Below are 24,770 nucleotides of genomic sequence, written 5' to 3' on the forward strand. Positions count from 1 at the left end.
AAAGGGCTGTCATATAAGGTATCAGCCCATGTTTAAGATAATAATTTATCTGTTAATTGGCCGCTTGCTTATCACCGATATATTTATCAAAAAAGGCTAACATCTTTTGCCAGCGCTCAACGTTATTCTCTGGTTTATAAAAGCCATGGCCTTCTTTTTCTTTCACTAACCACTCATAAGGGTGCTTACGTTTTTTCAATTCATCACGCAGTACTTCGGCTTGGATCAGCGGCACGCGCTGATCTTCGGTGCCATGAATAATAAAGATAGGGGCTTTTAGCTTATCAAGATTTTTGATGGCCGATTGTGCATCTAAGCGCGTTTTATCACGGCCGATATACATTTCTAACGTATTTAAGCCGCCTTTTGATTCTGTGGTATCACCATGTTCATACATTAAATTCAAATCTGACATACCGACAAAGCTCACCGCACACTTATATAAATCAGGTTCACGCACCACGCTCATTAATGAAGCATAACCACCGTAAGACGCACCGTAAACACAAACGCGATTAGCATCAACCATGCCTTTATCGATCAGATGTTTCACGCCATCGGTCATATCATCGATCATAGTGGTGCCCCAGTTTAAATAGCCCTGCTGCAAGAAGGAACGGCCAAAACCACCTGATCCGCGAAAGTTTGGCTGTAACACCGCATAACCATGTTGAGCTAACACTTTGGCATCAGTATCAATTTCTAAATAATCCCGAATACCATGCGGGCCACCATGCGGTAATAAGATTAATGGTAAATTTTTAGCGGCTTTGTCTTTAGGTAAGGTCAGTACAGCATGAATATCTAAGCCATCACGCGAGGTGTAAAATATCGACGATGTTTGTGCCAACTGTTCAGCTTTCATCCAAGGCTGACCGTTCAAAAGATAACTTAATTGCATATTGCGCGTGTCAAACAGATAAAACTCACGCGGGTGATTGGCCGAATGAACAGTTAACACAGCCAAGCTGTTATCTTTAGTAATCGAGGTAAAATTAACTTTTTTGTCTGCAAAAGCGGCACGTAAACCTTGTAAATAACCACTAAACGTTTTGTCTTGAATATCTTCAAAGTAAACTTCTTCGTAGATATCATGTTCATACGAAGCACCGATGACTTCATTTATAAAGCCGTTTTTAATACTGTAGATTGCCGAAACATCCACTTTAGGATGATGGGCAATGATTTCCTCTTTGCCGGTTTCAGGATTAAGAATACTAATGGCTTGCGTATCGGTTTGCGTATCGCTAACGCCAAGCACATGTAAATTGTCAGGCATAAATGACAATGGCGTGAAAGAGCCATCACGTTGACCATAACGACGCAAAGTCTCCCAATCCGCTTTTTCATTTTTGCGGTACATCATGATCATTTCATTATCGTTTTCTTGATCGATACCAATAGCGATCCGTGCAACACCTGTGCGATCGGTCATCATGCCGGAAGAACGCATCGGCGCGCGCGCCACTTGCCGAGCACGGCCATTTTCGATGTTCAGACGTTTAATTAAACTAAAAGACCCTTTGCGGTTGGGTGTTGATGTGACGATTAACACGTAATTTTCATCTTCGGGTAAATAGTTAATGACGGAAGCGGGCGTTTTTTCATTATCCGCACGGTAGCCCGTTAACATACGCGCATTAGAGCCATCGGCATTTACGGCAAAAATTTCACCCGTGCCCACCGGAGACTCTAAAGCACCAATATCACGCACTAAGGTAATTAAGATCCGCTCAGCATTAGCCCAATTAATTGAACCAATCGAATCTCGCCCCGTAAAATGACGAACACTAATAATTTGATTGGTTTTTATATCAATAATTTGCAAATAAATATTACCCTCATCACTGCGTGAAGTTGCAGCGAGGTATTTTCCGGTAGGTGATATTTTAATATCCAAAAACTGTGCAGGGCGTGCATAGTCTTCTAAAGTAAGATTTTGTGCCTGCACAACGATAAGGCATGATGCTATCAATAGTAGAAAACTATACAACGAGCGCATAAAACGATGTCCTGTTATTTTTTATTTTTGCCAAAAAATTAATATAAATACCTTTCAGAATTGAAACAAGTTTTAAACGAATTTATCTGAGCTGTTAGTCTGCCAATTTTGGTTTATCACGCTATTTTTAGTCTTTGCACAAATTGTAGGCAAAAAAAAACCACCCTTAGGTGGTTTTTTATCATTTATCAATGGAAACTTATTTCTTACGCAGTTTTTGTATCACGCGCAGCTGAGCAATGGCTTCGGCCAATTGCGCGGCTGCTTCGGCGTAATTAAAGTCAGCGCTGGCATGCTGCATTGCTTCTTCTGCACGTTTCTGTGCGTCTAAAGCCGCTTGCTCATCTAAGTCTTCACCACGTACCGCTATGTCTGCGAGCACCGTGATCATATCGGGTTGTACTTCAAGTACGCCACCGGCAACATAAATCAGGTGTTCTTCGCCAAACTGCTTTACGATACGGACCATGCCAGGTTTCAGGGTGGTCAGTAACGGGGCGTGGAAAGGTAACACACCTAACTCGCCCTCACTGCCTGTGACCTGCACGGATTCGACAAGGCCTGAGAAAATCTTTTCTTCGGCACTTACTACATCCAGTTGCACTGTCATCGCCATCTCGCTCTCCTAAAGCCTGAACTTAAAGTTTCTTCGCTTTTTCGATCGCTTCGTCGATTGAACCAACCATGTAAAACGCCTGTTCTGGCATATGGTCGTATTCACCGGCCAGGATACCTTTAAAGCCACGGATAGTTTCTTTCAGCGGAACGTATTTACCTGGCGAACCAGTGAATACTTCAGCAACGAAGAATGGCTGAGACAAGAAGCGTTGGATTTTACGCGCACGGTATACAGTTGTACGGTCTTCATCAGACAGTTCGTCCATACCTAAGATGGCAATAATATCTTTTAGCTCTTTGTAACGTTGCAATACCGTTTGTACGCCACGTGCCACTTCATAGTGCTCTTTACCGATAACCAATGGATCTAACTGACGAGAAGTTGAATCCAATGGGTCGATGGCTGGGTAAATACCCAGTGAAGCGATGTTACGGCTTAATACTACCGTTGCATCTAAGTGCGAGAACGTTGTTGCTGGTGATGGGTCAGTTAAGTCATCCGCAGGTACGTAAACGGCTTGAATAGACGTGATAGAACCGGTCTTAGTCGACGTGATACGCTCTTGTAGTACACCCATCTCTTCCGCTAGCGTTGGCTGGTAACCTACTGCTGAAGGCATACGACCTAACAACGCAGATACTTCAGTACCCGCTAGGGTATAACGATAGATGTTATCGACGAAAAACAGTACGTCACGGCCTTCATCACGGAATTTCTCAGCCATGGTTAAGCCGGTTAACGCAACGCGTAAACGGTTACCTGGTGGCTCGTTCATCTGACCGTATACCAACGATACTTTATCTAGTACGTTAGAGTCTTTCATTTCGTGATAGAAGTCGTTACCTTCCCGTGTACGCTCACCTACACCGGCGAATACTGAGTAACCGCTGTGCTCGATGGCGATGTTACGGATCAGTTCCATCATGTTTACGGTTTTACCTACACCGGCACCACCGAACAGACCCACTTTACCACCTTTTGCAAACGGACAAACCAAGTCGATAACCTTGATACCGGTTTCCAACAAGGCATTTGACGCCGCTTGATCTTCATATGAAGGCGCAGCGCGGTGAATTGACCAACGCTCTTCTTCACCGATTGGGCCCGCTTCATCGATCGGCTCACCCAATACGTTCATAATACGGCCCAGAGTCGCTGTGCCGACTGGAACCTGAATTGCTTTACCGGTATTACTTACCGCTGAACCGCGACGTAAACCGTCTGTAGTACCCAGCGCGATAGTCCGTACCGTACCGCCACCCAGCTGCTGCTGAACTTCCAGCACTAAACCAGCTAGATCACCGTCGGTCACGTTTAACGCGTCATAGATACCAGGTACCGCATCTTGTGGAAAGTCGATATCCACAACGGCGCCAATGATTTGGACGACCTTACCTTGACTCATGATGTTTCCTCAAATTTGCAAAACTCTTAACCTTAGCCTACAGCTGCCGCACCTGCGACGATCTCGCTGAGCTCTTGGGTAATCGCGGCCTGACGTGCTTTGTTGTACACGAGTTTCAGGTCGTCCATCAGGTTACCGGCGTTGTCGGTTGCGGCTTTCATTGCCACCATCCGCGCTGCATGTTCACTGGCAGCGTTTTCAACAACACCTTGATAAACCTGAGATTCAATATAACGAGACAACAACATATCCAAAATAGGTTTTGGATCTGGCTCGTATAGATAGTCCCAATTATGCTCTTTTTGTGCGATGTCTGCTTTTGGCAGAGGTAACAGTTGATCGATCACTGGCTCTTGCTTCATGGTATTAACAAACTTGTTGTATACCAGGAATAAGCGGTCGATCCGGCCTTCGTTAAATGCTTGCAGCATTACTTGCACCGAACCAATCACATCAGCCAAACGTGGTACGTCACCTGAACCCGATTGTGCAGCGACCACTTTACCACCGAAGCGCTTGAAGAAGGCGGCGGCTTTATTACCGATTACGGCAAATTGAGCATCAACACCTTGCTGTTTCCAGTTCTTCAGTTCGATAGCGACTCGTTTAAACTCGTTGGTATTCAGGCCACCGCAAAGACCACGGTCAGTAGCAATGACGATGTAACCCACTCGTTTCACGTCACGATCCGCTAAATACGGATGACGATATTCGAGCGAACCATTCGCCACATTACCAATCACTTTGCGCATACCTTCAGCGTATGGGCGAGTTGCAGCCACGCGGTCTTGCGCTTTGCGCATTTTGCTGACCGCAACTTTTTCCATAGCACTGGTGATCTTGCGAGTATTATTAATACTCCCAATCTTACTTTTTATCTCTTTACCACCGGCCATGACTGTATCTCCGTTTTTTCAACGAATGGGGTGGCTAAGCCACCCACATTGCTTACCAGGTCTGCGTCGCTTTGAATTTATCAATAGCGGCTTTGAACGTAGACTCGATTTGGTCGTTGTAGTTACCGGTTTTATCGATTTCAGCCATCAGCTCAGCGTGTTCAGCTTTCATAAAGGCGATTAATCCTGCTTCAAAATCAAGGATTTTGGCAACATCAACATCTTTCATAAAGCCTTTTTCGATAGCGAAAATAGACACACCCATCTCAGCAACTGACATCGGGCTGTACTGTAACTGTTTCATCAGCTCAGTCACCTTTTGACCATGCTCTAACTGAGCACGGGTTGCATCATCTAGGTCAGAAGCAAACTGCGCGAACGCGGCTAATTCTGAATACTGAGCTAAGGCTAAACGGATACCGCCACCCAGCTTTTTGATGATTTTAGTTTGCGCTGCACCACCTACCCGCGATACTGAAATACCCGCGTTAACGGCAGGGCGAATACCCGCGTTAAATAAGTCAGTTTCTAAGAAGATCTGACCATCGGTAATTGAGATTACGTTAGTGGGTACGAATGCAGAAACGTCACCCGCTTGCGTTTCAATGATAGGTAAGGCGGTTAATGAACCGGTTTTACCTTTCACTGCACCTTTAGTGTATTTTTCAACATAATCGGCATTAACACGCGATGCACGCTCAAGTAGACGAGAGTGTAAATAGAATACGTCACCTGGGTAAGCTTCACGACCTGGTGGACGACGTAACAGCAATGAGATTTGACGGTAAGCAACTGCTTGCTTAGATAAATCATCATATACGATTAGCGCATCTTCACCATTGTCACGGAAGTATTCACCCATAGTACAGCCAGAGTATGGCGCTAAGTATTGTAACGCAGCGGCTTCAGAAGCAGAGGCCACAACCACGATAGTGTGAGCTAAAGCACCGTGCTCTTCTAATTTACGTACTACGTTAGCGATAGTAGAGGCTTTTTGACCAATTGCCACATAAACGCATTTAACGCCAGTGGCTTTTTGGTTGATGATAGCATCGATTGCCAGGGCCGTTTTACCGGTCTGACGGTCACCGATCAGCAATTCACGCTGACCACGACCGATCGGGATCATCGCATCAACCGATTTGTAACCGGTTTGCATTGGCTGATCAACTGATTGACGCTCGATTACGCCAGGTGCAATTTTTTCTACTGGCTCAAAACCTGCAGCTTCAATTGGACCTTTACCATCAATTGGCGCACCGAGTGTGTTAACTACACGACCTAATAAGCCTGGGCCTACAGGTACTTCTAAGATACGGCCAGTACTTTTAACTTTTGTGCCTTCCGTTAAGTCCGCATACGGACCCATGACTACCGCACCTACTGAATTACGTTCTAAGTTCAGTGCGATTGCATAACGGCTGCCAGGAAGCTCTATCATCTCACCTTGCATACAGTCTGCAAGGCCATTGATACGGATAATACCGTCAGTTACCTGAACGATAGTACCTTCGTTACGAGCTTCACTGACCACGTCGAACTGAGCAATACGACTCTTGATCAGTTCAGATATTTCTGTGGAATTCAGTTGCATTCTCTGTTCCCCATTAAGACTGCAGCGCAGTTGCTAAACGATCCAGCTTACCGCGGACCGAGCCATCAATTACCATGTCACCTGCTTTAATCAGCATTCCGCCGACTACGTCAGGATTGACGCTACAGTGCAATTTAACCTTGCGTGCCAAACGTTGCGATAATGCAGCTATTAGCTTGTCTTGTTGTGCAGTATTCAGCGTGGTGGCAGAAGTTACTTCAACAGTAATTTCTTTTTCATACGCTGCTTTATGCTCAATAAAAGTTGCTAATACTTCAGGCAACGCCAACAAGCGGTGATTTTCAGCCATAACTTTAATAAAGTTGCGACCTTGCTCATTGAGTTGCTCACCACATACCTGGATAAACAGGTCGGCCTGCGTTTCGGCAGTGCCGTTAGTACGCAATATGGCAGCAACCTGTTCGTGTTTTGCTACTTCCGCAGCGAACACCAGCATTTCTAACCATGCGTCCAATGCTTTTTGCTCAACAGCAAAGTCAAAGGCCGCTTTTGCGTAAGGACGAGCAATATTCGTCAAATCAGACATAGCTCACCCTCTTACAGTTCTTGTACCAGTTTTTCCAGGATGTCAGCGTGAGCCGCTTCGTCAATAGAGCGTTGCAGAATTTTCTCTGCGCCGGCTACCGCTAAGGCTGCTACCTGCTTGCGTAAATCTTCACGTAAACGATTGCGTTCAGCTTCAATTTCAGTCTTGGCTTGTGCCAGGATATTGTCGCGCTCAGCAGAAGCTTTCGCTACCGCTTCGTCCAGCATTTTCGCTTCACGTTTTTTCGCTTGCTCGATGATTTCAGCCGCTTGTGCTTTGGCATCTTTTAACTGATCTTTTGCTTTGTCTTGGGCTAAAGCCAAGTCTTTTTCAGCACGATCAGAAGCCGTCAGTCCGTCTGCGATTTTCTTCTGGCGCGCTTCAATTGCATTACTCAGCGGTGGCCAGACGAACTTCATACAAAACAGTACAAAGACGACAAAAGCGATTAATTCTCCGATAAGAGTGGCGTTTAAATTCACGTCCGCTCCTCCTTATTTAGTTGTTCGAGTTTAAAAACCTTAAATTACATTGCGAACAACATGTACATGGCGATACCTACACCGATCATAGCTACGGCGTCGATAAGACCAGCAAGGATGAACATTTTAACCTGTAGTGAAGGGGCTAGTTCTGGTTGACGAGCACAAGCTTCTAAGAACTTACCGCCCATGTTACCGAAACCTAGCGCAGTGCCGATAGCACCGAAACCGATTAACAGCGCAACTGCGATTAATTTGATAGCTACTGCAATTTCCATTTTTATCTCCGATATTTCAAGTTTAAGTTAAAGTTTAAAAAAATTAATGATTGTCCGAACTGGCCATGCTCAGGTAAACAATGGTCAGCATCATAAACACGAACGCCTGCAATACAATTACCAGGATGTGGAATACCGCCCAAACAAAGTGCAGTGGTAACTGCAACAAGCCAATGGCACCAATCAGGATAAAGATCATTTCGCCCGCATACAGGTTACCGAATAAACGTAGTGCCAGCGAGAATGGCTTGGCTACTAAGGCAATCAGTTCAAGTAATAGGTTAAATGGGATCAGTACAATTTGCAGCGGTACGTTTTTGGTGCTGAAAGGATGCAGCGTTAACTCTTTAATAAAGCCAACAACACCTTTAATACGGATTGAATAACCGATCATCAATATGAATACGCCCAATGCTAAAGCGGCGGTCATGTTGATATCAGTTGTGGGTACGATCTTCATGTAAACATCATGCGAGTCCATACCAAAGAAGGTGGCTCCGACCCAACCAGCAAAGGCTGGCAAGAAGTCAACAGGTACTAAGTCCATCAAGTTCATTAGGAAAATCCAAACGAAGATGGTCAGTGCCAGCGGGGCAATAAGTTTACTTTTACCGTGGTAGGTATCTTTAACGTTGGCAGCAACGAATTCGATAACCATTTCCACAAAGCATTGAAATTTACCCGGTACGCCGGTTGTCGCTTTTTTAGCGGCGCTACGGAACAATAATATAAATAAGAGGCCTAAGCCAATAGACCAAGCGAGCGTATCAATGTGCCATGTCCAGAACCCGGCCTCGCTACACGCTTTGTTAAATGCGACACTACCGTCAACGGTACACATTTTGGCGTTAGTAAGGTGGTGCTGAATATGACTGGATAGCGTTAACTCTTCACCTGCAGCCATGTTTCATCCCAATGTTAATGTTTAAAGAAAAAAGGTGCTGTCCATTGTGTGAGCAGGGTAAGCAAAAATCCGGTAAGAAAAGGTCCCGCTACCGTTTGCTCTTGTTGAAAAACCACTGCACACAACACTACTGTTAACAATACTTTCATTGATTGGCCGCGCATCATTGAAGCCGCCACCAATTCTGCTTTATCTGCGCCGCTGTGACGAAACGCAAAAAAAGCGAATACAAAATTCGCTATTACTGCCACTAAACCGCCTTTAAAAGCCGATTTAGCCGCTGCGGCATCTGCCGCAATCAGAAAGAATAACGCCACCAAGGTTGCAAACACTGCTTGAAACAAAACTAACAAATATGCAGCTTTACGACTTTGCTGGCTATTTGGCTCAGCCACTGTAATTCCCTCTGAAAACGCCCGAGAAGGGGTTACAAAAAACATGCGAAAGTATACTTATTTGCCCCTGATTTGCAACTAAAAGCGGCTTAGACGTTAGTCATGTAGCGATCTTGGAGAAAATTTTAGCTATTCTGATTGTTCTTGGCCTAACTTACCTAAAATGCCATCTAATTCATCTAAACTATTATAGGCAATCATTAAACTGCCTTTGCCTTTTTTGTTGTACTGAATTTGCACAGGCGCAGCAAAGCGATCACTTAAGCGTTGTTCAAGTGCAATCACATCGGGATCCTTTACTTTTGGCTCGGGTACAGGTGCTGGTTCAAGTATTTTCCGCACCAAATTTTCAGTATCACGTACCGTCATTTGTTTAGCCGCCACTAAACGGGCAGCATCAGACTGGTCCGCATCTGATAAAGCTAATAAAGCCCGTGCATGCCCCATTTCAATATCGCCATGCTCTAACAACAATTTCACATCATCGTTTAATTGGTTTAAGCGTAAAAGATTGGTGACAGTGGTGCGTGATTTACCGACCGCATCAGCCACTTGTTGATGGGTTAATTCAAATTCAGATAACAAGCGTTGCAGTGCTATGGCTTCTTCCATAGCATTAAGATCTTCGCGCTGAATATTTTCAATCAGCGCGATAGCCACGGCAGCTTCGTCAGGCACATTTTTGATTAGACAAGGCACTTCGGCAAGTTGTGCCAATTGCGCTGCTCGCCAACGGCGTTCACCCGCGATAATTTCATAGCTGTTTTCGGCTAAGGTACGAACAACGATAGGTTGAATAACCCCTTGCGCCTTGATTGAACTGGCCAGATCGTCTAAAGCTTCTTGTGACATGTCTTTACGCGGTTGATATTTACCAGGGCGTAGAAACTCTACTGGAATAGTTTGCAGTTCCGATTTAATCGGTGCGACATCTACTGTGTTAGTAGGTTTACTTGCTGTAAGTAATGCATCAAGCCCTCGGCCTAAACCGCGTTTTTTTAAAGACATGCGAAGTGTAATTCCTTTAGAGGCTGTTAGCTGGTTAGGTTAGCTGCTGTGCTACTTTTCTTTTCAGATCGCCGTAATATTTCACCTGCTAAAGCGAGATAAGCTTTAGCGCCTGTCGAGCTTTTATCGTAATACATTACCGGTGTACCAAAACTTGGCGCTTCGGCAAGCCGAACATTACGCGGGATCACCGCACGATACACTTTATCACCAAAATGTTGTTTTAATTGCTCAGACACATCGTTGGCTAAACGATTACGGGGATCATACATGGTCCGTAATATGCCTTCGATTTTCAGATCGCCATTGATTACCGCGGCTAATTTATTAATGGTTTCAACTAAAGCGGTTAAACCTTCTAGCGCAAAATATTCACATTGCATCGGCACTAATACGCTGTCAGCTGCGGCCATTGCGTTAACCGTCAACATATTCAAAGAAGGTGGGCAATCGATAAAAATAAAATCGTAACTGCTTTTGTAAGCTTTCAATGCGTTCTTCAAACGAAGTTCACGAGCAAAAACATCCATCAGGCGTACTTCGGCCGCCGTCACATCAGAATTGGCACCGATCAGATGATAACCGCCGGTCGTTTCTTTTACGACCACTTCTGATAAGGGTTTTTCATCGACTAATAATTCGTAAGCACTGGCGGCTAATTCATATTTATCGACGCCGCTCCCCATAGTGGCATTACCTTGAGGATCAAGGTCAATAAGCAGAACTTTACGTTTTGTTGCTGCCATAGAGGCAGCCAAATTCACCGCTGTGGTTGTTTTACCCACGCCGCCTTTTTGGTTAGCTATTGCGATGATCTTGCCCACAAGGATCCCTCTTTGACGATTAGACTTTTTTTAGAATAACCAAATGACGCTGCGCATCCAGCTCTGGTACTTGTAAGTTTTGAATAGCTGTTACTTTAACAAAATCCGGCAAAGCTGCAATTTCTTCTTGCACTGCAGCGCCCTTCATGGCGAAAAACTGGCCGTTTAGCCCAGGTAAATGCTGACACCAGTTCAGCATATCATTAAGTGAGGCAAATGCGCGGCTTATTACACCATCATAACCGGGTTGGGGTTGATGATCTTCAACTCGGCTTTGTAGTGGGAAAATATTGTTTAAGCCTAACTGTAATTTCACCTGATTTAAAAAACGGATACGTTTTCCTAAGCTGTCTAACAAGAAAAATTGCTTCTGTGGATAGTAAATGGCCAATAACACACCAGGTAAACCAGGACCGGTGCCAACATCAATAAAACGTTCGCCGGTTAAATAGGGGGCAACAACCAGGCTATCCAATACGTGCTTGATGAGCATTTCTTGTGGATCACGTACTGAAGTGAGGTTGTAAGCGCTATTCCATTTATCCAATAACCTTACATAATCCACGCATTGTTGTAATTGTTGTTCAGTTAATTGCAGATCTGTTTGTGCAACTAGCCGGCGTAAAGGGCTTAATAAATCAGTCATGCTTTTCCTTTAAGCGCTTTTACGCAGTAAACCTTGTTTTTTTAAGTACACCAACAATAAAGAAATCGCTGCGGGCGTAATGCCTGAAATACGTGATGCTTGGCCAACCGTTTCTGGTTGGGTTTGGTTTAGTTTAACGATAACTTCATTCGATAAACCTTTAACCGAGGCATAGTCGAAGCCTGCAGGCAATTTTGTTGCTTCGTTGCGTTGCTGCTTAGTAATTTCTTCTTGTTGACGGTTAATATAGCCTTCGTATTTGATCTGAATTTCAACTTGTTCAGCTGCTATCGGATCAGCTAAACAGGGGCCTAATTCAGCAATGCTAATTAATTGCTGATAAGAAACTTCAGGACGGCGGATCAATTCTTCTAAGCTGGCTTCGCGGGTTAAAGGCGTTTTAAGTAATTGATTAACTTCGTTTAAAGCTGGGTGTTGCTGATGGATCCAGCCTTGACGTAAACGTTGCCGTTCAAGTTCAATTTGCTCCATTTTTTTATTAAATGCAGCCCAACGGATATCGTTTACTAAACCTAATTCACGACCTTTACTGGTTAAACGAGCATCGGCATTATCTTCACGTAACATTAGCCGGTATTCAGCTCGGCTGGTAAACATGCGGTAAGGTTCTTTAGTACCCAGTGTTGTGAGATCATCCACCAGTACACCTAAATACGCCTGATTACGGCTTGGTGACCAACCGTCTTTTTCTTGGGCATACAATGCGGCATTTATCCCGGCTAGTAAGCCTTGTGCACCGGCTTCTTCATAACCGGTGGTACCGTTAATTTGGCCGGCAAAAAATAAGCCTTTGATAAATTTTGTTTCTAAAGTGGCCTTAAGATCGCGTGGATCGAAGAAGTCATATTCAATAGCATAGCCTGGGCGTGTGATATAGGCGTTTTCCATGCCTTTGATCGATCTTACAATACTGAGTTGTACATCAAACGGTAAACTGGTTGAAATACCGTTAGGGTATAGTTCATGCGTGGTTAAACCTTCTGGTTCAATAAAAATCTGATGTTGATCCTTATCAGCAAAACGCATCACTTTGTCTTCAATTGATGGGCAATAACGTGGGCCAATACCTTCGATCACGCCGGTATACATCGGTGAACGATCCAGGTTGTTACGTATTACATCGTGTGTTTTTTCATTGGTGTAGGTGATGTAACACGGGATTTGCGGTGGCTGATCGCTATGTTTGCCTAAGAATGAAAATACTGGCGTAGGATTATCGCCTGGCTGAGCTTGCATAACTGAAAAATCAACGGTGCGTGCATCGATACGCGGCGGTGTGCCGGTTTTTAAACGATCTACTCTAAAGGGTAAATTGCGTAAGCGTTTAGCCAAGGCGATAGACGGCGGATCGCCTGCTCGACCACCCGAAAATTGCTCTAGGCCAATATGGATTTGACCACCCAAAAAGGTGCCTACTGTTAGCACCACAGTTTTACTATGAAACTTTAAACCCATTTGCGTAACAACGCCTTTGACTTGATCTTGTTCAACAATCAGATCATCACAGGCTTGTTGGAAGATTTTAAGATTTGGTTGGTTTTCTAATATGCTACGAATAGCGGCACGATAGAGTTGCCGATCAGCTTGGGCACGAGTAGCACGAACGGCAGGGCCTTTTGAACTGTTTAAAGTTCTAAATTGAATACCACCTCGGTCTGCTGCCATAGCCATGGCGCCACCCAATGCATCGATTTCTTTAACTAGATGGCCTTTGCCAATACCACCAATAGCTGGGTTACACGACATTTGACCGAGGGTTTCAATGTTATGCGTTAGCAATAAAGTATTTTGACCAGCACGAGCTGCAGCTAAGGCGGCTTCAGTACCTGCATGTCCACCACCTACAACGATAACGTCAAAACTTTCTTGAAACAGCATACTTGCCTCGATCACATACAGATTAAAAACAGGGTGCATATTGTAGCCTGATCTTGGGTTGAGTGAAATGGGCAAAATAGGATCAGGATCGTGCTTAATATATATAAGATCTTTTTAGATCTTTTTTATTATTACTTCTATTAAGCAAGCCATTTGCAGTGGATAAGCCTTTTTATATACGAAGGATCAATGGATTAGATAAGATCAGATCCTGTGATCAAGCTTGGATCTACGTCAGGTGAAGCCGTGTGTAAGATCGTTACTTATCCACACTGGGCGCAGAAAATAATTTTATTATTGGGATAAATACAGCTTAATAACCGTATAAAAGACTAGTTATCAACATTAGTTATATTAGAAGTGTCAATATGTGTATAAGGTGTGGGGAAGCGGATCATAAGATCGTGGCGGCCATAGCATTGTTAGCATTCAGGGATCCCTTGTTTGGATCCCGCTGCAAAGTTATCCCAGATCAGATCCGGATAAGCTGTGGATAAACAAAGGTAGCCAAGCTTTGGCAATATCCTCTGGCAAGGCGTCTGTTTGTGCGTCAATATCTAAACCGTCGATAAGGCGTTTTGCACCGCGACTTTCTAATAAAGTGGCAATTTTTTGCCCTGCTAAGCAAAAAGTATCATAACTGGAGTCACCTAAAGTGATCACGGCGTAAGAAAGTGTGTTAAGATCACTGCGATCTTGTGCTAATTGATCCGCAAAGGGTTGAATATTATCAGGCAGATCTCCTGCGCCATAGGTGGATGTGATCACTAACCAGATGTGAGTCGGGTTTAGCTGATCCAAATCGGGTTGAAGATGAAGTTTAGTTTCATATCCCGCTTGTACCAGTGTTTCAGCAACTTGTTCTGCCACATATTCCGCTGCGCCCATTTGGCTGCCAACGAGGATTTCTATCATGGATCTCTTCCAGGTGGTAAATGACTGGCTATACTAATGGAATAAAATCGAGAAAAGCTACGGTTTTTGCTCGTTTTCGTGTTTTTACTGCATTGCAGGCCAAGTAAAAACAACAATAGCACTCCAACAAGCCTGCGTGTGATTTGAGGTTATAACAACGTATGTCTGAAACATTGTCTTTTTCCCAGCTAATGCTGCCGGAACCGCTTGTTCGTGCGGTTACTGAACTTGGTTATGAAACGCCTTCGCCTATCCAGGCAGCGGCTATTCCAAAATTATTGGCTGGCGAAGACGTATTAGGTCAGGCTCAAACGGGTACTGGTAAAACCGGTGCTTTCGCTCTGCCTTTATTGGCACGGCTAGATCCTGCGCAAAATGATCCACAAATTCTGGTATTAGCACCCACTCGCGAATTAGCGATCCAGGTTGCTGAAGCCTTTCAAGCTTATGCTCGCTACATGCCGGCATTTCATGTCTTGCCTTTATACGGCGGTCAAAGCTATACCAACCAACTTAAATCACTGAAGCGTGGTTCACAAGTTATCGTCGGTACGCCGGGTCGTATCTTAGATCACTTAGATCGCGGTACGTTGAAACTCGACAAACTGCGCGCTATCGTGTTGGATGAAGCCGATGAAATGTTACGGATGGGTTTTATCGATGATGTACAAACTATCATGGATGCAACACCCGCCGGTCGTCAGGTGGCGATGTTCTCCGCTACCATGCCCGCGCAAATTCGCGCTATTGCGCAAAAGCACTTAAAAAATGCTGAAGAAATTAAAATTGCGTCAAAAACCAGTACCGTTGAGCGCATTACTCAGCGTTATGTGATGCTGGATTCTAATCAAAAGTTAGATGCGTTAACCCGCCTATTAGAAGGCGAAGAGTACGATGCCAGCATCGTGTTCGTGCGTACGAAAAGTGCTACCGAAGAAATTGCTGAGAAATTGGGCGCCCGTGGTTATGCCGTTGCCTGTTTAAACGGTGACATGAACCAAGCACACCGTGAGCAAACAATTCGTCGGATGAAAGCCAGTCAGCTGGATATCATTGTGGCAACTGACGTAGCTGCGCGTGGTTTAGACGTTGAGCGTATTAGCTTAGTAGTTAACTACGATATTCCTTACGATAGTGAAGCTTATGTACACCGGATTGGTCGTACGGGCCGCGCTGGTCGTGAAGGTAAAGCCATTTTATTCGTATCACCCCGTGAACGCCGTTTGCTGCGTACGATTGAACATGCAACTAAGCAGCCGATTGAGCAAATGAGCTTACCAACCGGTCAAGTGATTGAGCAGCGTCGTATCGAGTCTTTCCGTGAGCAATTAGCACAAACAATTGAAACGCAAAATCTGAGCTTCTTCCAAGAGTTAGTGACAGATTGGCGTGAAAAGTTAGAAACGACCGATGTTGATTTAGCGGCAGCCTTGTTGTATCTAGCGCAAAAAGATCAGCCATTAAACGTAGCGAAGCAATTCCCTGAATTACGCCAGCCGCATGCTCGTGGTGAACGTGAAGAGCGGCCACGTCGTGAGCGTAGCGATCGCCCAACGGGTGATCGTCCAGAACGCGGTCCACGTGTGCGTCGTGAAATGAAAGGCGATTACAACACTTATCGCATTGAAGTGGGTAAAGAGCATGGTGTAAGAGCCGGTGATATCGTTGGCGCTATCGCTAATGAAGCGAACATTGATAGCCAATTCATTGGTAATATCAAATTATTTGACCATTTTAGTACGGTAGAATTACCGGCTACGATCCCAAATGAGATCTTCCAACACCTGAAAAAGGTTTATGTGCGTAAGCAGAAACTGAATATCAGTGTGGATACGGGTGCTGCGGCTTCTGGCGGTGAGCGTCGTCCAAGCACTGGCACAGGCCCTGGTCCGCGTCCTGGTGCGGCACCACGTGCACCACGCAAGCCAAGAGATTAATCTTTATTTGACTAAATTGCCTCGCTTTTGCGGGGCTTTTTTTTGGAGACAGAACCCCGGCTTTTCGTGATAGATAGGCCTTGTTTGTTCAGGTAAATTTACCTAGAGTAGATACTTGCCATTTTACTAATAAATAACCAGAGAGACCTGCTGATGTCTGCCATTTTGTCCCGTATTTCAGTCATAAGCCTGGTCACTGTATTGTTGTGTAGCCAATTTGCTACTGCCAGTGCTGTGCGCCAGACAAAAGGTGATTTTGAAGATAAATTTCGTCAATTAGACGAAGTGCTTCCAACACCGAATATCTATCGTAATGCTGCCGGTGAGCCAGGCCAGCAATATTGGCAACAACAAGTCAATTATCAGATGGATGTAACCTTAGACGAAGCCAAGCGCCGTTTAAGTGCAAAACAACAAATTCAATACAAAAACAATTCACCTTATACGTTGAAATATTTATGGCTGCATTTAGACCAAAATATTTTCAAAAACGATTCAATGGCTGAAATGAGCACCGATTTTGGTGGTGTTGGCCGTCGCGGTCCTGCTACTTCGATAGGTGAAGGTGACATTACTGCTCGTTTGAGCCTAGAAGAGTTACGTCGCCAACAATTTATGGCCGATAACGAGCTGGGCTTTCAAATTAATAATGTGAAAAACAGCAAGGGTAAAACCTTAGCCGCCACGGTAGTGGGTACCTTAATGCGCATCGATTTAGACACGCCATTAAAACCCGGCCAGTCGATGGAGTTTAGTTTAGATTTTGCTTTTAACATCGTAGAAGAAGATGCGGTGTCAGCCCGTTCAGGTTATGAGCATTTTCCGGATGATGCGAATGAAGGTGGCAATGATATTTTCTTATTAGCTCAGTGGTTCCCGCGGTTAGTGGCTTACACCGATTACGAAGCGTGGACCAATAAAGAATTTTTAGGTCGCGGCGAATTCACCTTAGAGTTTGGTGATTATGATGTGAAATTAACGGTACCAGCCGATCACATAGTGTCTGCGACTGGTGAGTTACAAAACAGCAGTAAAGTGCTGACTAAACAGCAGATTGCACGGTTAGAGCAAGCGAAAACAGCGAAGCGGCCGGTGTTTGTTGTTACTGAAGAAGAAGCCTTAGAAAACGAAAAAGCCGGTACTAATGACAGCAAAACCTGGCATTTTAAAGCTAATAATGTGCGTGATTTTGCTTGGGCGTCATCACGTAAATTTATGTGGGATGCTAAAGGTTATCAACAAGGCGGCAAAGAGCAGCCGTTGGTCATGGCGATGTCGTTTTATCCTAAAGAAGGCGGCGATCTGTGGAAAAAGTATTCTACGGAATCTGTGGTGCATACCATGGAAGTGTATTCACGTTTTTCGTTTGATTATCCGTACCCAGTGGCACAGTCGGTAAACGGCCCTGTCGGCGGTATGGAATACCCGATGATCACGTTTAACGGCCCTCGCACTAAGTTACAAGACGATGGCAGCCGCACCTATTCTCAAGCCGAAAAACGCTTTTTAATTGGCGTGGTGATCCATGAGATTGGTCATATTTATTTCCCGATGGTTGTTAACTCGGACGAGCGGCAGTGGACTTGGATGGATGAAGGCTTAAACAGCTTTTTAGACGGCGTTGCCGGTCGTGAGTGGGACCCTACTATTCCTTGGGGCGTAGAGCCTCGTGATATTGTCGATTATATGAAATCGGATGTTCAAGTGCCGATCATGACGCAATCCGATAGCGTATTACGTTTAGGCCCAAATGCTTACACCAAACCTGCTGCAGCATTAAATATTCTACGTGAAGTAATCCTGGGTCGTGAGTTATTCGATTTTGCCTTTAAAGAATATGCCCAGCGCTGGAAATTTAAACGCCCAACGCCATCTGATTTTTTCCGTACCATGGAAGAAGCCAGCGGTGTCGATTTAGATTGGTTCTGGCGTGGCTGGTTTTATAGCACTGATCATGTGGATATTTCGTTAGACCGTGTCTATCAGTTACGCATGGATACCAAAGATCCTGATATTGATTTTGCACGTGAGCGCCAGCAAGAGTTAGACAAACCCACCTCATTGTTTGTTGAGCGCAACAAAGCGGCTGGTAAAGTACTGTGGATTGATAAAAACAAAGATATCACCGATTTTTATGATGAAAACGACCGTTTTACCGTAACCAATAAAGAACGTAATGCCTATAACAAGTTCTTAGCCGATTTAGAGCCGTGGGAGCGCACCGCGTTTGAACGTGCAGTAAAAGAAGATAAAAACTACTATGTACTGCAATTCAGTAATTTAGGTGGGTTAGTGATGCCCATCTTACTGCAACTGCATTATACCGATGGCAGCATTGAAGATCAGATGATCCCTGCTGAGATTTGGCGTCGTAGCCCGAAAGCGGTGAATAAGATGATTGTGACGGCAAAAGACAAAGTGTTAAAAGAAGTGGTCGTTGATCCGAAGTGGGAAACTGCCGATGTCGACATTGAAAACAACTATTACCCACGTCGTATTATTCCGTCACGCGTAGAGGCTTACAAATCTGATAAGAGTAAAGCCAAAGTAAGCCGCGATATTATGCAAGACAGTAAAACTAAGCTAAAAGATCCGGCTGAAAAAACCGATGAAAAGCTTAAGGAAGGTAACTAATGCGTTATCTGCTTAGCCTGCTGATACTGGCAGGCTTAGTTAGCCCAAGTTTTGCACATGAAATGAACGCGGCGGTCAGTACAGTATTGTTTAACGCGCGAAGCGGTAATATTGAAGTGATGCACCGTTTTTATGTGCATGATGCAGAACATGCGGTAAAACAATTGTTTGATAAACAAGCTGACTTGTTAAATAACGAACAAACCCAGCAAACATTCAGTCAGTATGTGACAGAGCAATTTGCTTTAACGCATTTAAACGGTGAACCGATAGCGTTAACCCTGATTGGCGGCCAGTTAGACGGTCGCTTCTTTTGGGTATACCAAGAGGCTGTGATGCCAGATGACTTGCCAGGATTGCGGGTACGCCACCGCTCTTTACAAGAGATTTGGCCCAAGCAGATTAACACGGTTAATATTGAAAGCATGAATGGCGTTAAAACCCTCAGTTTTGATAAAAACATGGATTGGCTTGACGTTAAATTTTGATATTAAAGCGATGTTACATTAGCAAAGTTGGAGTGACACATGATTATAGCTTGCCCATTTTGTCATGGTTTAAACCGTGTTCCGGCGGACAAAGCAGCCAACACTGCCCGTTGTGGTAAATGTAAGCAAGCCTTATTCACTGGCCAGCCATTAACCCTAACAAGTGCCAACTTTGCTGCCCATGCTGAAAAATCGGAATTACCTCTAGTCATTGATTTTTGGGCCAGTTGGTGTGGCCCTTGTCAAAGTTTTGCGCCGATATTCAGCCAAGCCGCTGCTGAGTTAGAACCACAATTTCGTTTTGGTAAAATTGATACAGAACAGCAACAAACCTTAGCAGCACGCTTTGCTATTCGTTCTATTCCCACTATTTTAGTGATACGCCAAGGTCAAACATTGGCGCAGCAAGCCGGTGCTTTACCGAAAAGTGCCTTTTATCAATTTTTACAAAAACTCAGTTAACCTTAGTTAGATCATAAAGTTGCCTTTGTTAGGAGTGAAGTATGAGTAAAAACACCTTTACCTTAAGCAGCCCAGATATTGCCGAAGGGCATTTTATGGCAAAGCAGCATGAATTTGATGGCTTTGGTTGTAACGGCCAAAATATTTCACCTGAATTACGTTGGCGTAATGCGCCAGCAGAGACCAAAAGTTTTGCATTGACGGTGTTTGATCCTGATGCGCCGACCGGCTCAGGTTTTTGGCATTGGATTGTCACCGATATCCCTGTGGCCGCAACCTGTTTAGCCAAAGGAGCAGGGACGGGCAGTTTACCGCCGGGTTGTCGTAGTTTTACCAATGATTATGGTATGAAAGCCTTTGGTGGTGCTTGTCCACCAGAAGGCCATGGCATGCATCGTTATCAATTTACGATCTGGGCTTTACCAGAAGAAGCATTACCTGCACCAGAGGGCGCCAGCGCCGCAGTAGTGGGGTTTATGCTAAATGCGATGGCCTTAGCAAAGGCTACGTTAACGGCAACTTACGCGCGCGATTAGGCGAGTTACTACTATAGCCGCATAGCAGCGGCGATTTATTTCTCCTAAGCCTATAGGAACGCAGCTTTATGATGTTACCCCTGCGGATTAAAGTGTTGCTAGCTGGCTTTTTTAGCCAGCTACTTTGCTTAGGTATTGCTCGTTTTGCTTACACGCCTTTATTACCATTAATGCAGCAACATACCGTTTTAGATGATGCCAGTGGTGGATATCTAGCTGCGGTGAATTACCTAGGGTATATGACAGGTGCGTTACTCGCGGCCCGTTTATCTAATTTGACCGTAAAAGATCGCTTATACCGAGCCGGTTTATTGATAGCCGTGCTAAGTACGGTAGGCATGGCGTTCACGGAAAACCTATATCTGTGGTCATTTTGGCGGTTTCTCGCTGGGCTGAGCAGTGCCGGTTCTATGTTAATCGCTTCAGCGCTGATTATGCATTGGTTAATTAGCCATCAGCATCGTGCCGAGCTGGGAGTGCATTTTGCTGGTTTGGGTTTAGGTATCGCCCTGGCCGCTTTTTTAGTGGAAAGCATGGCCTGGTTACAGCTGGATTGGCAGCTACAATGGCAGTTATTTGCGCTGTTAGGGCTATTGCTGGCGATACCAGCATGGCGTTGGCTGCCGAAACCCGTGTTTAGCCCTGTCAGCAATACCTCAGCCAGTGCGGATCGGCCACCGACTAAACGATTTTTACGTTTATTGTTGCTGAGTTATTTTTGTGCGGGTTACGGCTATGTGATTAGTGCGACCTTTATTGTGACTATTGTCGAGCGGATGCCAGGGCTAGCCGGTAGTGGCAACATCAGTTTTATCATCTTAGGTTTGGCGGGTGCGCCCGCCGTATTACTTTGGGATCGGGTCGCCCGTAAAACGGGCTATTTAACGGCGATTATTTTCGCGTTATGGCTGCAAGCTCTCGCCATTTTACTTCCGTTATGGTTTAACAACTTGGCAGTGGTATTAGCCAGTGCGGCTTTATTTGGAGCGACCTTTGTTGCGGTGGTCAGTTTGGTGTTAACCATGGCAGGGCGCTTATACCCGAGTAAACCGGCAAAATTGATGGGGAAAATGACTTTAGCTTATGGCGGTGCGCAAGTTATTGCACCGGCGCTAACCGGTTATTTAGCCCAGTTGACCGGTTACTTTTCGATCGGTTTATATTTAGCCGCGGGTTTTGTTGCTTTTGGTGCTTTGCTGATTACGCTACTCAAGTTTACGGATCGTACGGCACAACAACTTGATAATACGTAAAAAAATGCTATACCCAATACAGTGAATTAGCGTTGCCCTGAATGTTCAGTTTGCCTGCTGGCGATAATAATTAAAATAATTGCATCCAAAAACTCGGCTTATTCGGATTTTAGTATGCTATTAGGCCATAAGGAGTTTTTGTTATGTCTACCCCCCAACTGCTCGAACGCGATTTGCAACAAATTGCTTTGGGCGATACCGCGGCATTTCGTCGTTTATACGAAGCCACCTCTGCTAAGCTGTTTTCGGTCAGTTACACCATGCTGCGCCGGACAGATTGGGCAGAAGAAGCGCTGCAAGATACCTTTATTAAAGTATGGCATCGTGCCGCAGATTATTCGGTTTCAAAAGGCTCGGTAATGAGTTGGTTGATCAGTATTGTGCGTTATCGCTCCATTGATTTACTGCGTAATCGCGCTAATCAAGAATTGTCAGCTGATGATTTTGATGAGTTACCTGCTGCCGATATGCTTGAGTCAACTATTGAGTCGTTAGGTCAGTCGAAGAACCTGCGGATGTGCATGGACGAATTACAACCTACTACGCGCCAGTGTATTCAATTAGCGTTTGTATGTGGGTTAAGTCATCAAGAAGTCAGTGAGCATATTAGTGAGGCATTAGGTTCGGTGAAAAGCTGGATCCGCCGCGGCCTAGATAGCTTAAAAAGGTGCTTACAACGATGAAGTATCAGTCGACAGAACTACAACACCAATTGGCCGCCCGCTATGTGCTTGGTAGTATGCGTGGTTTAGCGCGGCAACGATTTCAGCGGCTACTGATGGATATTCCGGCTTTACGTGATGAAGTGGCGTTTTGGGAAGAGCATCTACACGAGTTAACGGATGTGATCCCTTTGCGGCAACCCCCTGCTCAGGTATGGCAACGCATTCAAGAACGTTTAGGCTGGGTGCAAGCGCGCCCGGTGAATCGTTTTAATTGGTCTTGGCTGCTAGGCGCAATGGCCAGTATCGTTTTACTGGTGAATGTGTTCATGCTAGTAAGTCCCGGTCCGAGCATCACGCCTAGCCCACAACGTATAGCCGTGATTCAAAACGCGGATGCTCGTACGCTGTGGTTGATTGAGCAGCGCGATCAGCAACTTAAAGTTGCGGCTGTCGGCGCGATTGCACCACTGGCTAATGAAGATTATCAGTTATGGATGTTACCGGCGGATGGAACGGCACCGGTGTCATTAGGGTTATTGCCGCAACAGGGTGAAGTGTTATTAGCATTAACCGTTGAAATTGATTTGGCTTTAGTGGGCGCATTGGCGGTCAGTCGTGAACCTTTAGGCGGTTCACCTGAGCCATTCCCAACCGGTCCGGTATTATTTACGACGGATTTATTAATAATTTAAAAATAGTTGCATCTAATACGTCCACTCAATCGTTGCTTTAGTAGACCTAACAAAAATTGTTGGGTGTCATAATCAAAAAACGATTGAGAGGACAACAAGATGAATAGGAAAACCGTTATTGCTACTGCACTATTAGCTGCCTTGGCAACCACCACCACTGCTTTTGCTTCTAGCCACCGTGAAGCGCCCAATGTGACACGCTTACCTACGATTGATTCCACCGATTTTTATATTTTTAATAGTTATGAATCGGGTCGCAGTGATTATGTCACCATTATTGCCAATTATATTCCGTTGCAAGATAGCTACGGTGGCCCGAATTATTTCGCGATGGATCCAGCAGCAGTGTATGCCTTGCATATCGATGCCAACGGCGATGCGATGGAAGATTTTACCTTTGAATTTCGCTTTAATAATAAACTGCCCAATGGCGGTATTAAGTTACCGGTTGGCCCAAATGGTGTGATGGTCAGTGTACCGTTGAAACATGTTGGCCCAATCAGCGCAGGTAATAACGGTGCGTTAAATTACAGTGAAACCTACAGCATGAGCTTAGTGACGGGCTCACAAAGAACCGGCGCTCGTAGTGCGATTACAGGCGCTAATGGCCAAACAGAGTTTGTGAAGCCTTATGCTTATGTGGGTGAAAAAACCTTTGGTAACACAGCAGAATACTCTGCGTATGCCGATCAGTATATTTATGATGTCTCCATTCCAAATTGTAATGCAATGGGCCGGGTGTTTGTTGGTCAGCGTAAAGATCCCTTCACCGTTAACTTAGGCGAAACCTTTGATTTAGTGAATTATGTTCCCGTGGAAGGTGACAGTACGCCAGGTGCGGGTGATGGTAATGGTTTCCCTGGCGGTATTACCCAATCAACCGCTAATGATGATTTAAACGATAAAAACGTTAATACCATTGCTTTAGAAGTACCTAAGTCGTGTATTACGGGTTCTGGTAACGGTGTTATTGGGGCATGGACGACGGCCAGCTTACCGCAAGCACGTATTTTAAACCCGAATGCTACCTTGGAAAAACCGGAAGTAAACGGTGGTGCTTTAGTACAAGTGTCACGTTTAGGCTCACCACTGGTGAATGAGTTAGTCATTGGTATTGACGATAAAGATCGTTTTTCAAGCGCACATCCGTCGGCTGATGGCCAATTTGCGACCTATGTAACCAATCCAACCTTACCGATTATTCTGGATTTATTGTTTAAAGATGCCGTTAACGCCACTTTAGGTACGTCATTTGACACTATCGCGCCAACACATTACCCACGTACTGACTTGGTTGCCGCCTTCTTAACCGGTTTTGCTGGTGTCAATCAGCAATCGATGGTGACAGCGTCAGAAATGTTGCGCTTAAACACGATGATCCCAGCTACCCCTGCTGAACAGCAATCTAATTTTGGCGTGGCGGGTAATGATTTAGCCGGTTTCCCAAATGGCCGTCGTCCTGGTGATGATGTGGTAGATATTGCACTGCGCGTGGTGATGGGGGCGTTATGTCATGATATTCCGGTAGCCGGTACACCGACTAATCTGGGCTTATGTCAGCCAGAAGATGCCAATGTGGGTACTGCGCCCTTTACTGATGGCGCACCAATAGATGCCAGCTTTATGAACACGAGTTTTCCGTATTTGATCGCGCCATTAGCCGGTTCACCACAATAAGGAGTTCGCAGC

24 protein-coding genes are annotated in these 24,770 nt (G+C 45.0%); 9 read left to right on the top strand and 15 right to left on the bottom strand.

The window, feature by feature from the left end:
• Positions 1–52: 52 nt before the first annotated feature.
• The 15 genes from ORJ01_RS07285 to mioC form a co-directional block, all read right to left on the bottom strand.
• Positions 53–1,951, bottom strand: a complete 1,899-nt coding sequence (locus tag ORJ01_RS07285) for a S9 family peptidase (protein WP_306177468.1) — start codon at positions 1,949–1,951, stop codon at positions 53–55.
• 250 nt (positions 1,952–2,201) lie between these two features.
• Positions 2,202–2,618, bottom strand: coding sequence for a F0F1 ATP synthase subunit epsilon (locus tag ORJ01_RS07290; RefSeq protein ID WP_226750649.1), 417 nt, complete (start codon positions 2,616–2,618; stop codon positions 2,202–2,204).
• Between the two features lie 22 nt (positions 2,619–2,640).
• Positions 2,641–4,026, bottom strand: a complete 1,386-nt coding sequence (gene atpD / locus ORJ01_RS07295; protein ID WP_226750650.1) for a F0F1 ATP synthase subunit beta — start codon at positions 4,024–4,026, stop codon at positions 2,641–2,643.
• Positions 4,027–4,058: 32 nt separating this feature from the next.
• On the bottom strand, positions 4,059–4,922 hold the full coding sequence (atpG, locus tag ORJ01_RS07300) for a F0F1 ATP synthase subunit gamma (RefSeq protein WP_226750651.1): 864 nt from the start codon (positions 4,920–4,922) through the stop codon (positions 4,059–4,061).
• Between the two features lie 52 nt (positions 4,923–4,974).
• Complete coding sequence (atpA, locus tag ORJ01_RS07305) at positions 4,975–6,516, bottom strand: F0F1 ATP synthase subunit alpha (RefSeq protein WP_226750652.1); 1,542 nt, start codon at positions 6,514–6,516, stop codon at positions 4,975–4,977.
• A gap of 13 nt (positions 6,517–6,529) precedes the next feature.
• On the bottom strand, positions 6,530–7,063 hold the full coding sequence (gene atpH / locus ORJ01_RS07310; RefSeq protein WP_226750653.1) for a F0F1 ATP synthase subunit delta: 534 nt from the start codon (positions 7,061–7,063) through the stop codon (positions 6,530–6,532).
• A gap of 11 nt (positions 7,064–7,074) precedes the next feature.
• The gene (gene atpF, locus ORJ01_RS07315) at positions 7,075–7,545 is read right to left on the bottom strand and encodes a F0F1 ATP synthase subunit B (RefSeq protein ID WP_226750654.1); all 471 of its coding nucleotides are present in this window, start codon (positions 7,543–7,545) and stop codon (positions 7,075–7,077) included.
• A gap of 44 nt (positions 7,546–7,589) precedes the next feature.
• Positions 7,590–7,823: a F0F1 ATP synthase subunit C gene (gene atpE, locus ORJ01_RS07320; protein WP_062483651.1), complete on the bottom strand. Its 234-nt coding sequence runs from the start codon at positions 7,821–7,823 to the stop codon at positions 7,590–7,592.
• A gap of 43 nt (positions 7,824–7,866) precedes the next feature.
• Positions 7,867–8,727, bottom strand: coding sequence for a F0F1 ATP synthase subunit A (gene atpB, locus ORJ01_RS07325; protein ID WP_226750655.1), 861 nt, complete (start codon positions 8,725–8,727; stop codon positions 7,867–7,869).
• A 14-nt stretch (positions 8,728–8,741) separates the two neighbouring features.
• A complete protein-coding gene (locus tag ORJ01_RS07330) occupies positions 8,742–9,167 on the bottom strand; it encodes an ATP synthase subunit I (protein WP_306177469.1) in 426 nt (141 codons plus the stop codon).
• Between the two features lie 84 nt (positions 9,168–9,251).
• Complete coding sequence (locus tag ORJ01_RS07335; RefSeq protein ID WP_229586160.1) at positions 9,252–10,130, bottom strand: ParB/RepB/Spo0J family partition protein; 879 nt, start codon at positions 10,128–10,130, stop codon at positions 9,252–9,254.
• 26 nt (positions 10,131–10,156) lie between these two features.
• A complete protein-coding gene (locus ORJ01_RS07340; RefSeq protein WP_236129123.1) occupies positions 10,157–10,954 on the bottom strand; it encodes a ParA family protein in 798 nt (265 codons plus the stop codon).
• A 19-nt stretch (positions 10,955–10,973) separates the two neighbouring features.
• The gene (gene rsmG, locus ORJ01_RS07345) at positions 10,974–11,600 is read right to left on the bottom strand and encodes a 16S rRNA (guanine(527)-N(7))-methyltransferase RsmG (protein ID WP_229586158.1); all 627 of its coding nucleotides are present in this window, start codon (positions 11,598–11,600) and stop codon (positions 10,974–10,976) included.
• Positions 11,601–11,609: 9 nt separating this feature from the next.
• On the bottom strand, positions 11,610–13,499 hold the full coding sequence (gene mnmG / locus ORJ01_RS07350) for a tRNA uridine-5-carboxymethylaminomethyl(34) synthesis enzyme MnmG (RefSeq protein WP_306177543.1): 1,890 nt from the start codon (positions 13,497–13,499) through the stop codon (positions 11,610–11,612).
• Between the two features lie 462 nt (positions 13,500–13,961).
• On the bottom strand, positions 13,962–14,414 hold the full coding sequence (gene mioC / locus ORJ01_RS07355) for an FMN-binding protein MioC (RefSeq protein ID WP_306177470.1): 453 nt from the start codon (positions 14,412–14,414) through the stop codon (positions 13,962–13,964).
• Between the two features lie 161 nt (positions 14,415–14,575).
• On the opposite strand from mioC, the gene ORJ01_RS07360 reads away from it, so the two are divergent.
• From ORJ01_RS07360 to ORJ01_RS07400, 9 genes are all read left to right on the top strand, one after another.
• Positions 14,576–16,351, top strand: a complete 1,776-nt coding sequence (locus ORJ01_RS07360) for a DEAD/DEAH box helicase (RefSeq protein ID WP_306177471.1) — start codon at positions 14,576–14,578, stop codon at positions 16,349–16,351.
• Between the two features lie 153 nt (positions 16,352–16,504).
• The gene (locus tag ORJ01_RS07365) at positions 16,505–18,985 is read left to right on the top strand and encodes a M1 family metallopeptidase (protein ID WP_371930713.1); all 2,481 of its coding nucleotides are present in this window, start codon (positions 16,505–16,507) and stop codon (positions 18,983–18,985) included.
• A complete protein-coding gene (locus tag ORJ01_RS07370; RefSeq protein ID WP_306177472.1) occupies positions 18,985–19,473 on the top strand; it encodes a DUF6702 family protein in 489 nt (162 codons plus the stop codon). The genes ORJ01_RS07365 and ORJ01_RS07370 overlap by 1 nt, the downstream gene beginning before the upstream one ends.
• A 39-nt stretch (positions 19,474–19,512) precedes the next feature.
• A complete protein-coding gene (gene trxC / locus ORJ01_RS07375; RefSeq protein WP_306177473.1) occupies positions 19,513–19,935 on the top strand; it encodes a thioredoxin TrxC in 423 nt (140 codons plus the stop codon).
• 41 nt (positions 19,936–19,976) lie between these two features.
• Entirely contained in the window at positions 19,977–20,471 is a 495-nt protein-coding gene (locus ORJ01_RS07380) for a YbhB/YbcL family Raf kinase inhibitor-like protein (protein WP_306177474.1), read from the top strand.
• Between the two features lie 68 nt (positions 20,472–20,539).
• Positions 20,540–21,724 carry a YbfB/YjiJ family MFS transporter gene (locus tag ORJ01_RS07385; protein WP_306177475.1) on the top strand — a complete coding sequence of 395 codons (1,185 nt, stop codon included), beginning with the start codon at positions 20,540–20,542 and terminating at the stop codon, positions 21,722–21,724.
• A 143-nt stretch (positions 21,725–21,867) separates the two neighbouring features.
• Positions 21,868–22,407 carry a sigma-70 family RNA polymerase sigma factor gene (locus ORJ01_RS07390; RefSeq protein WP_306177476.1) on the top strand — a complete coding sequence of 180 codons (540 nt, stop codon included), beginning with the start codon at positions 21,868–21,870 and terminating at the stop codon, positions 22,405–22,407.
• The gene (locus ORJ01_RS07395) at positions 22,404–23,081 is read left to right on the top strand and encodes an anti-sigma factor domain-containing protein (protein WP_306177477.1); all 678 of its coding nucleotides are present in this window, start codon (positions 22,404–22,406) and stop codon (positions 23,079–23,081) included. Before ORJ01_RS07390 ends, ORJ01_RS07395 begins: the two co-directional genes overlap by 4 nt.
• A 99-nt stretch (positions 23,082–23,180) precedes the next feature.
• Positions 23,181–24,758 carry a DUF4331 domain-containing protein gene (locus tag ORJ01_RS07400; RefSeq protein WP_226750669.1) on the top strand — a complete coding sequence of 526 codons (1,578 nt, stop codon included), beginning with the start codon at positions 23,181–23,183 and terminating at the stop codon, positions 24,756–24,758.
• The last annotated feature ends 12 nt before the right edge of the window (positions 24,759–24,770 follow it).

The sequence above is a fragment of the Alishewanella sp. SMS8 genome (genome assembly GCF_030737935.1).
Lineage (GTDB): Bacteria > Pseudomonadota > Gammaproteobacteria > Enterobacterales > Alteromonadaceae > Alishewanella > Alishewanella maricola.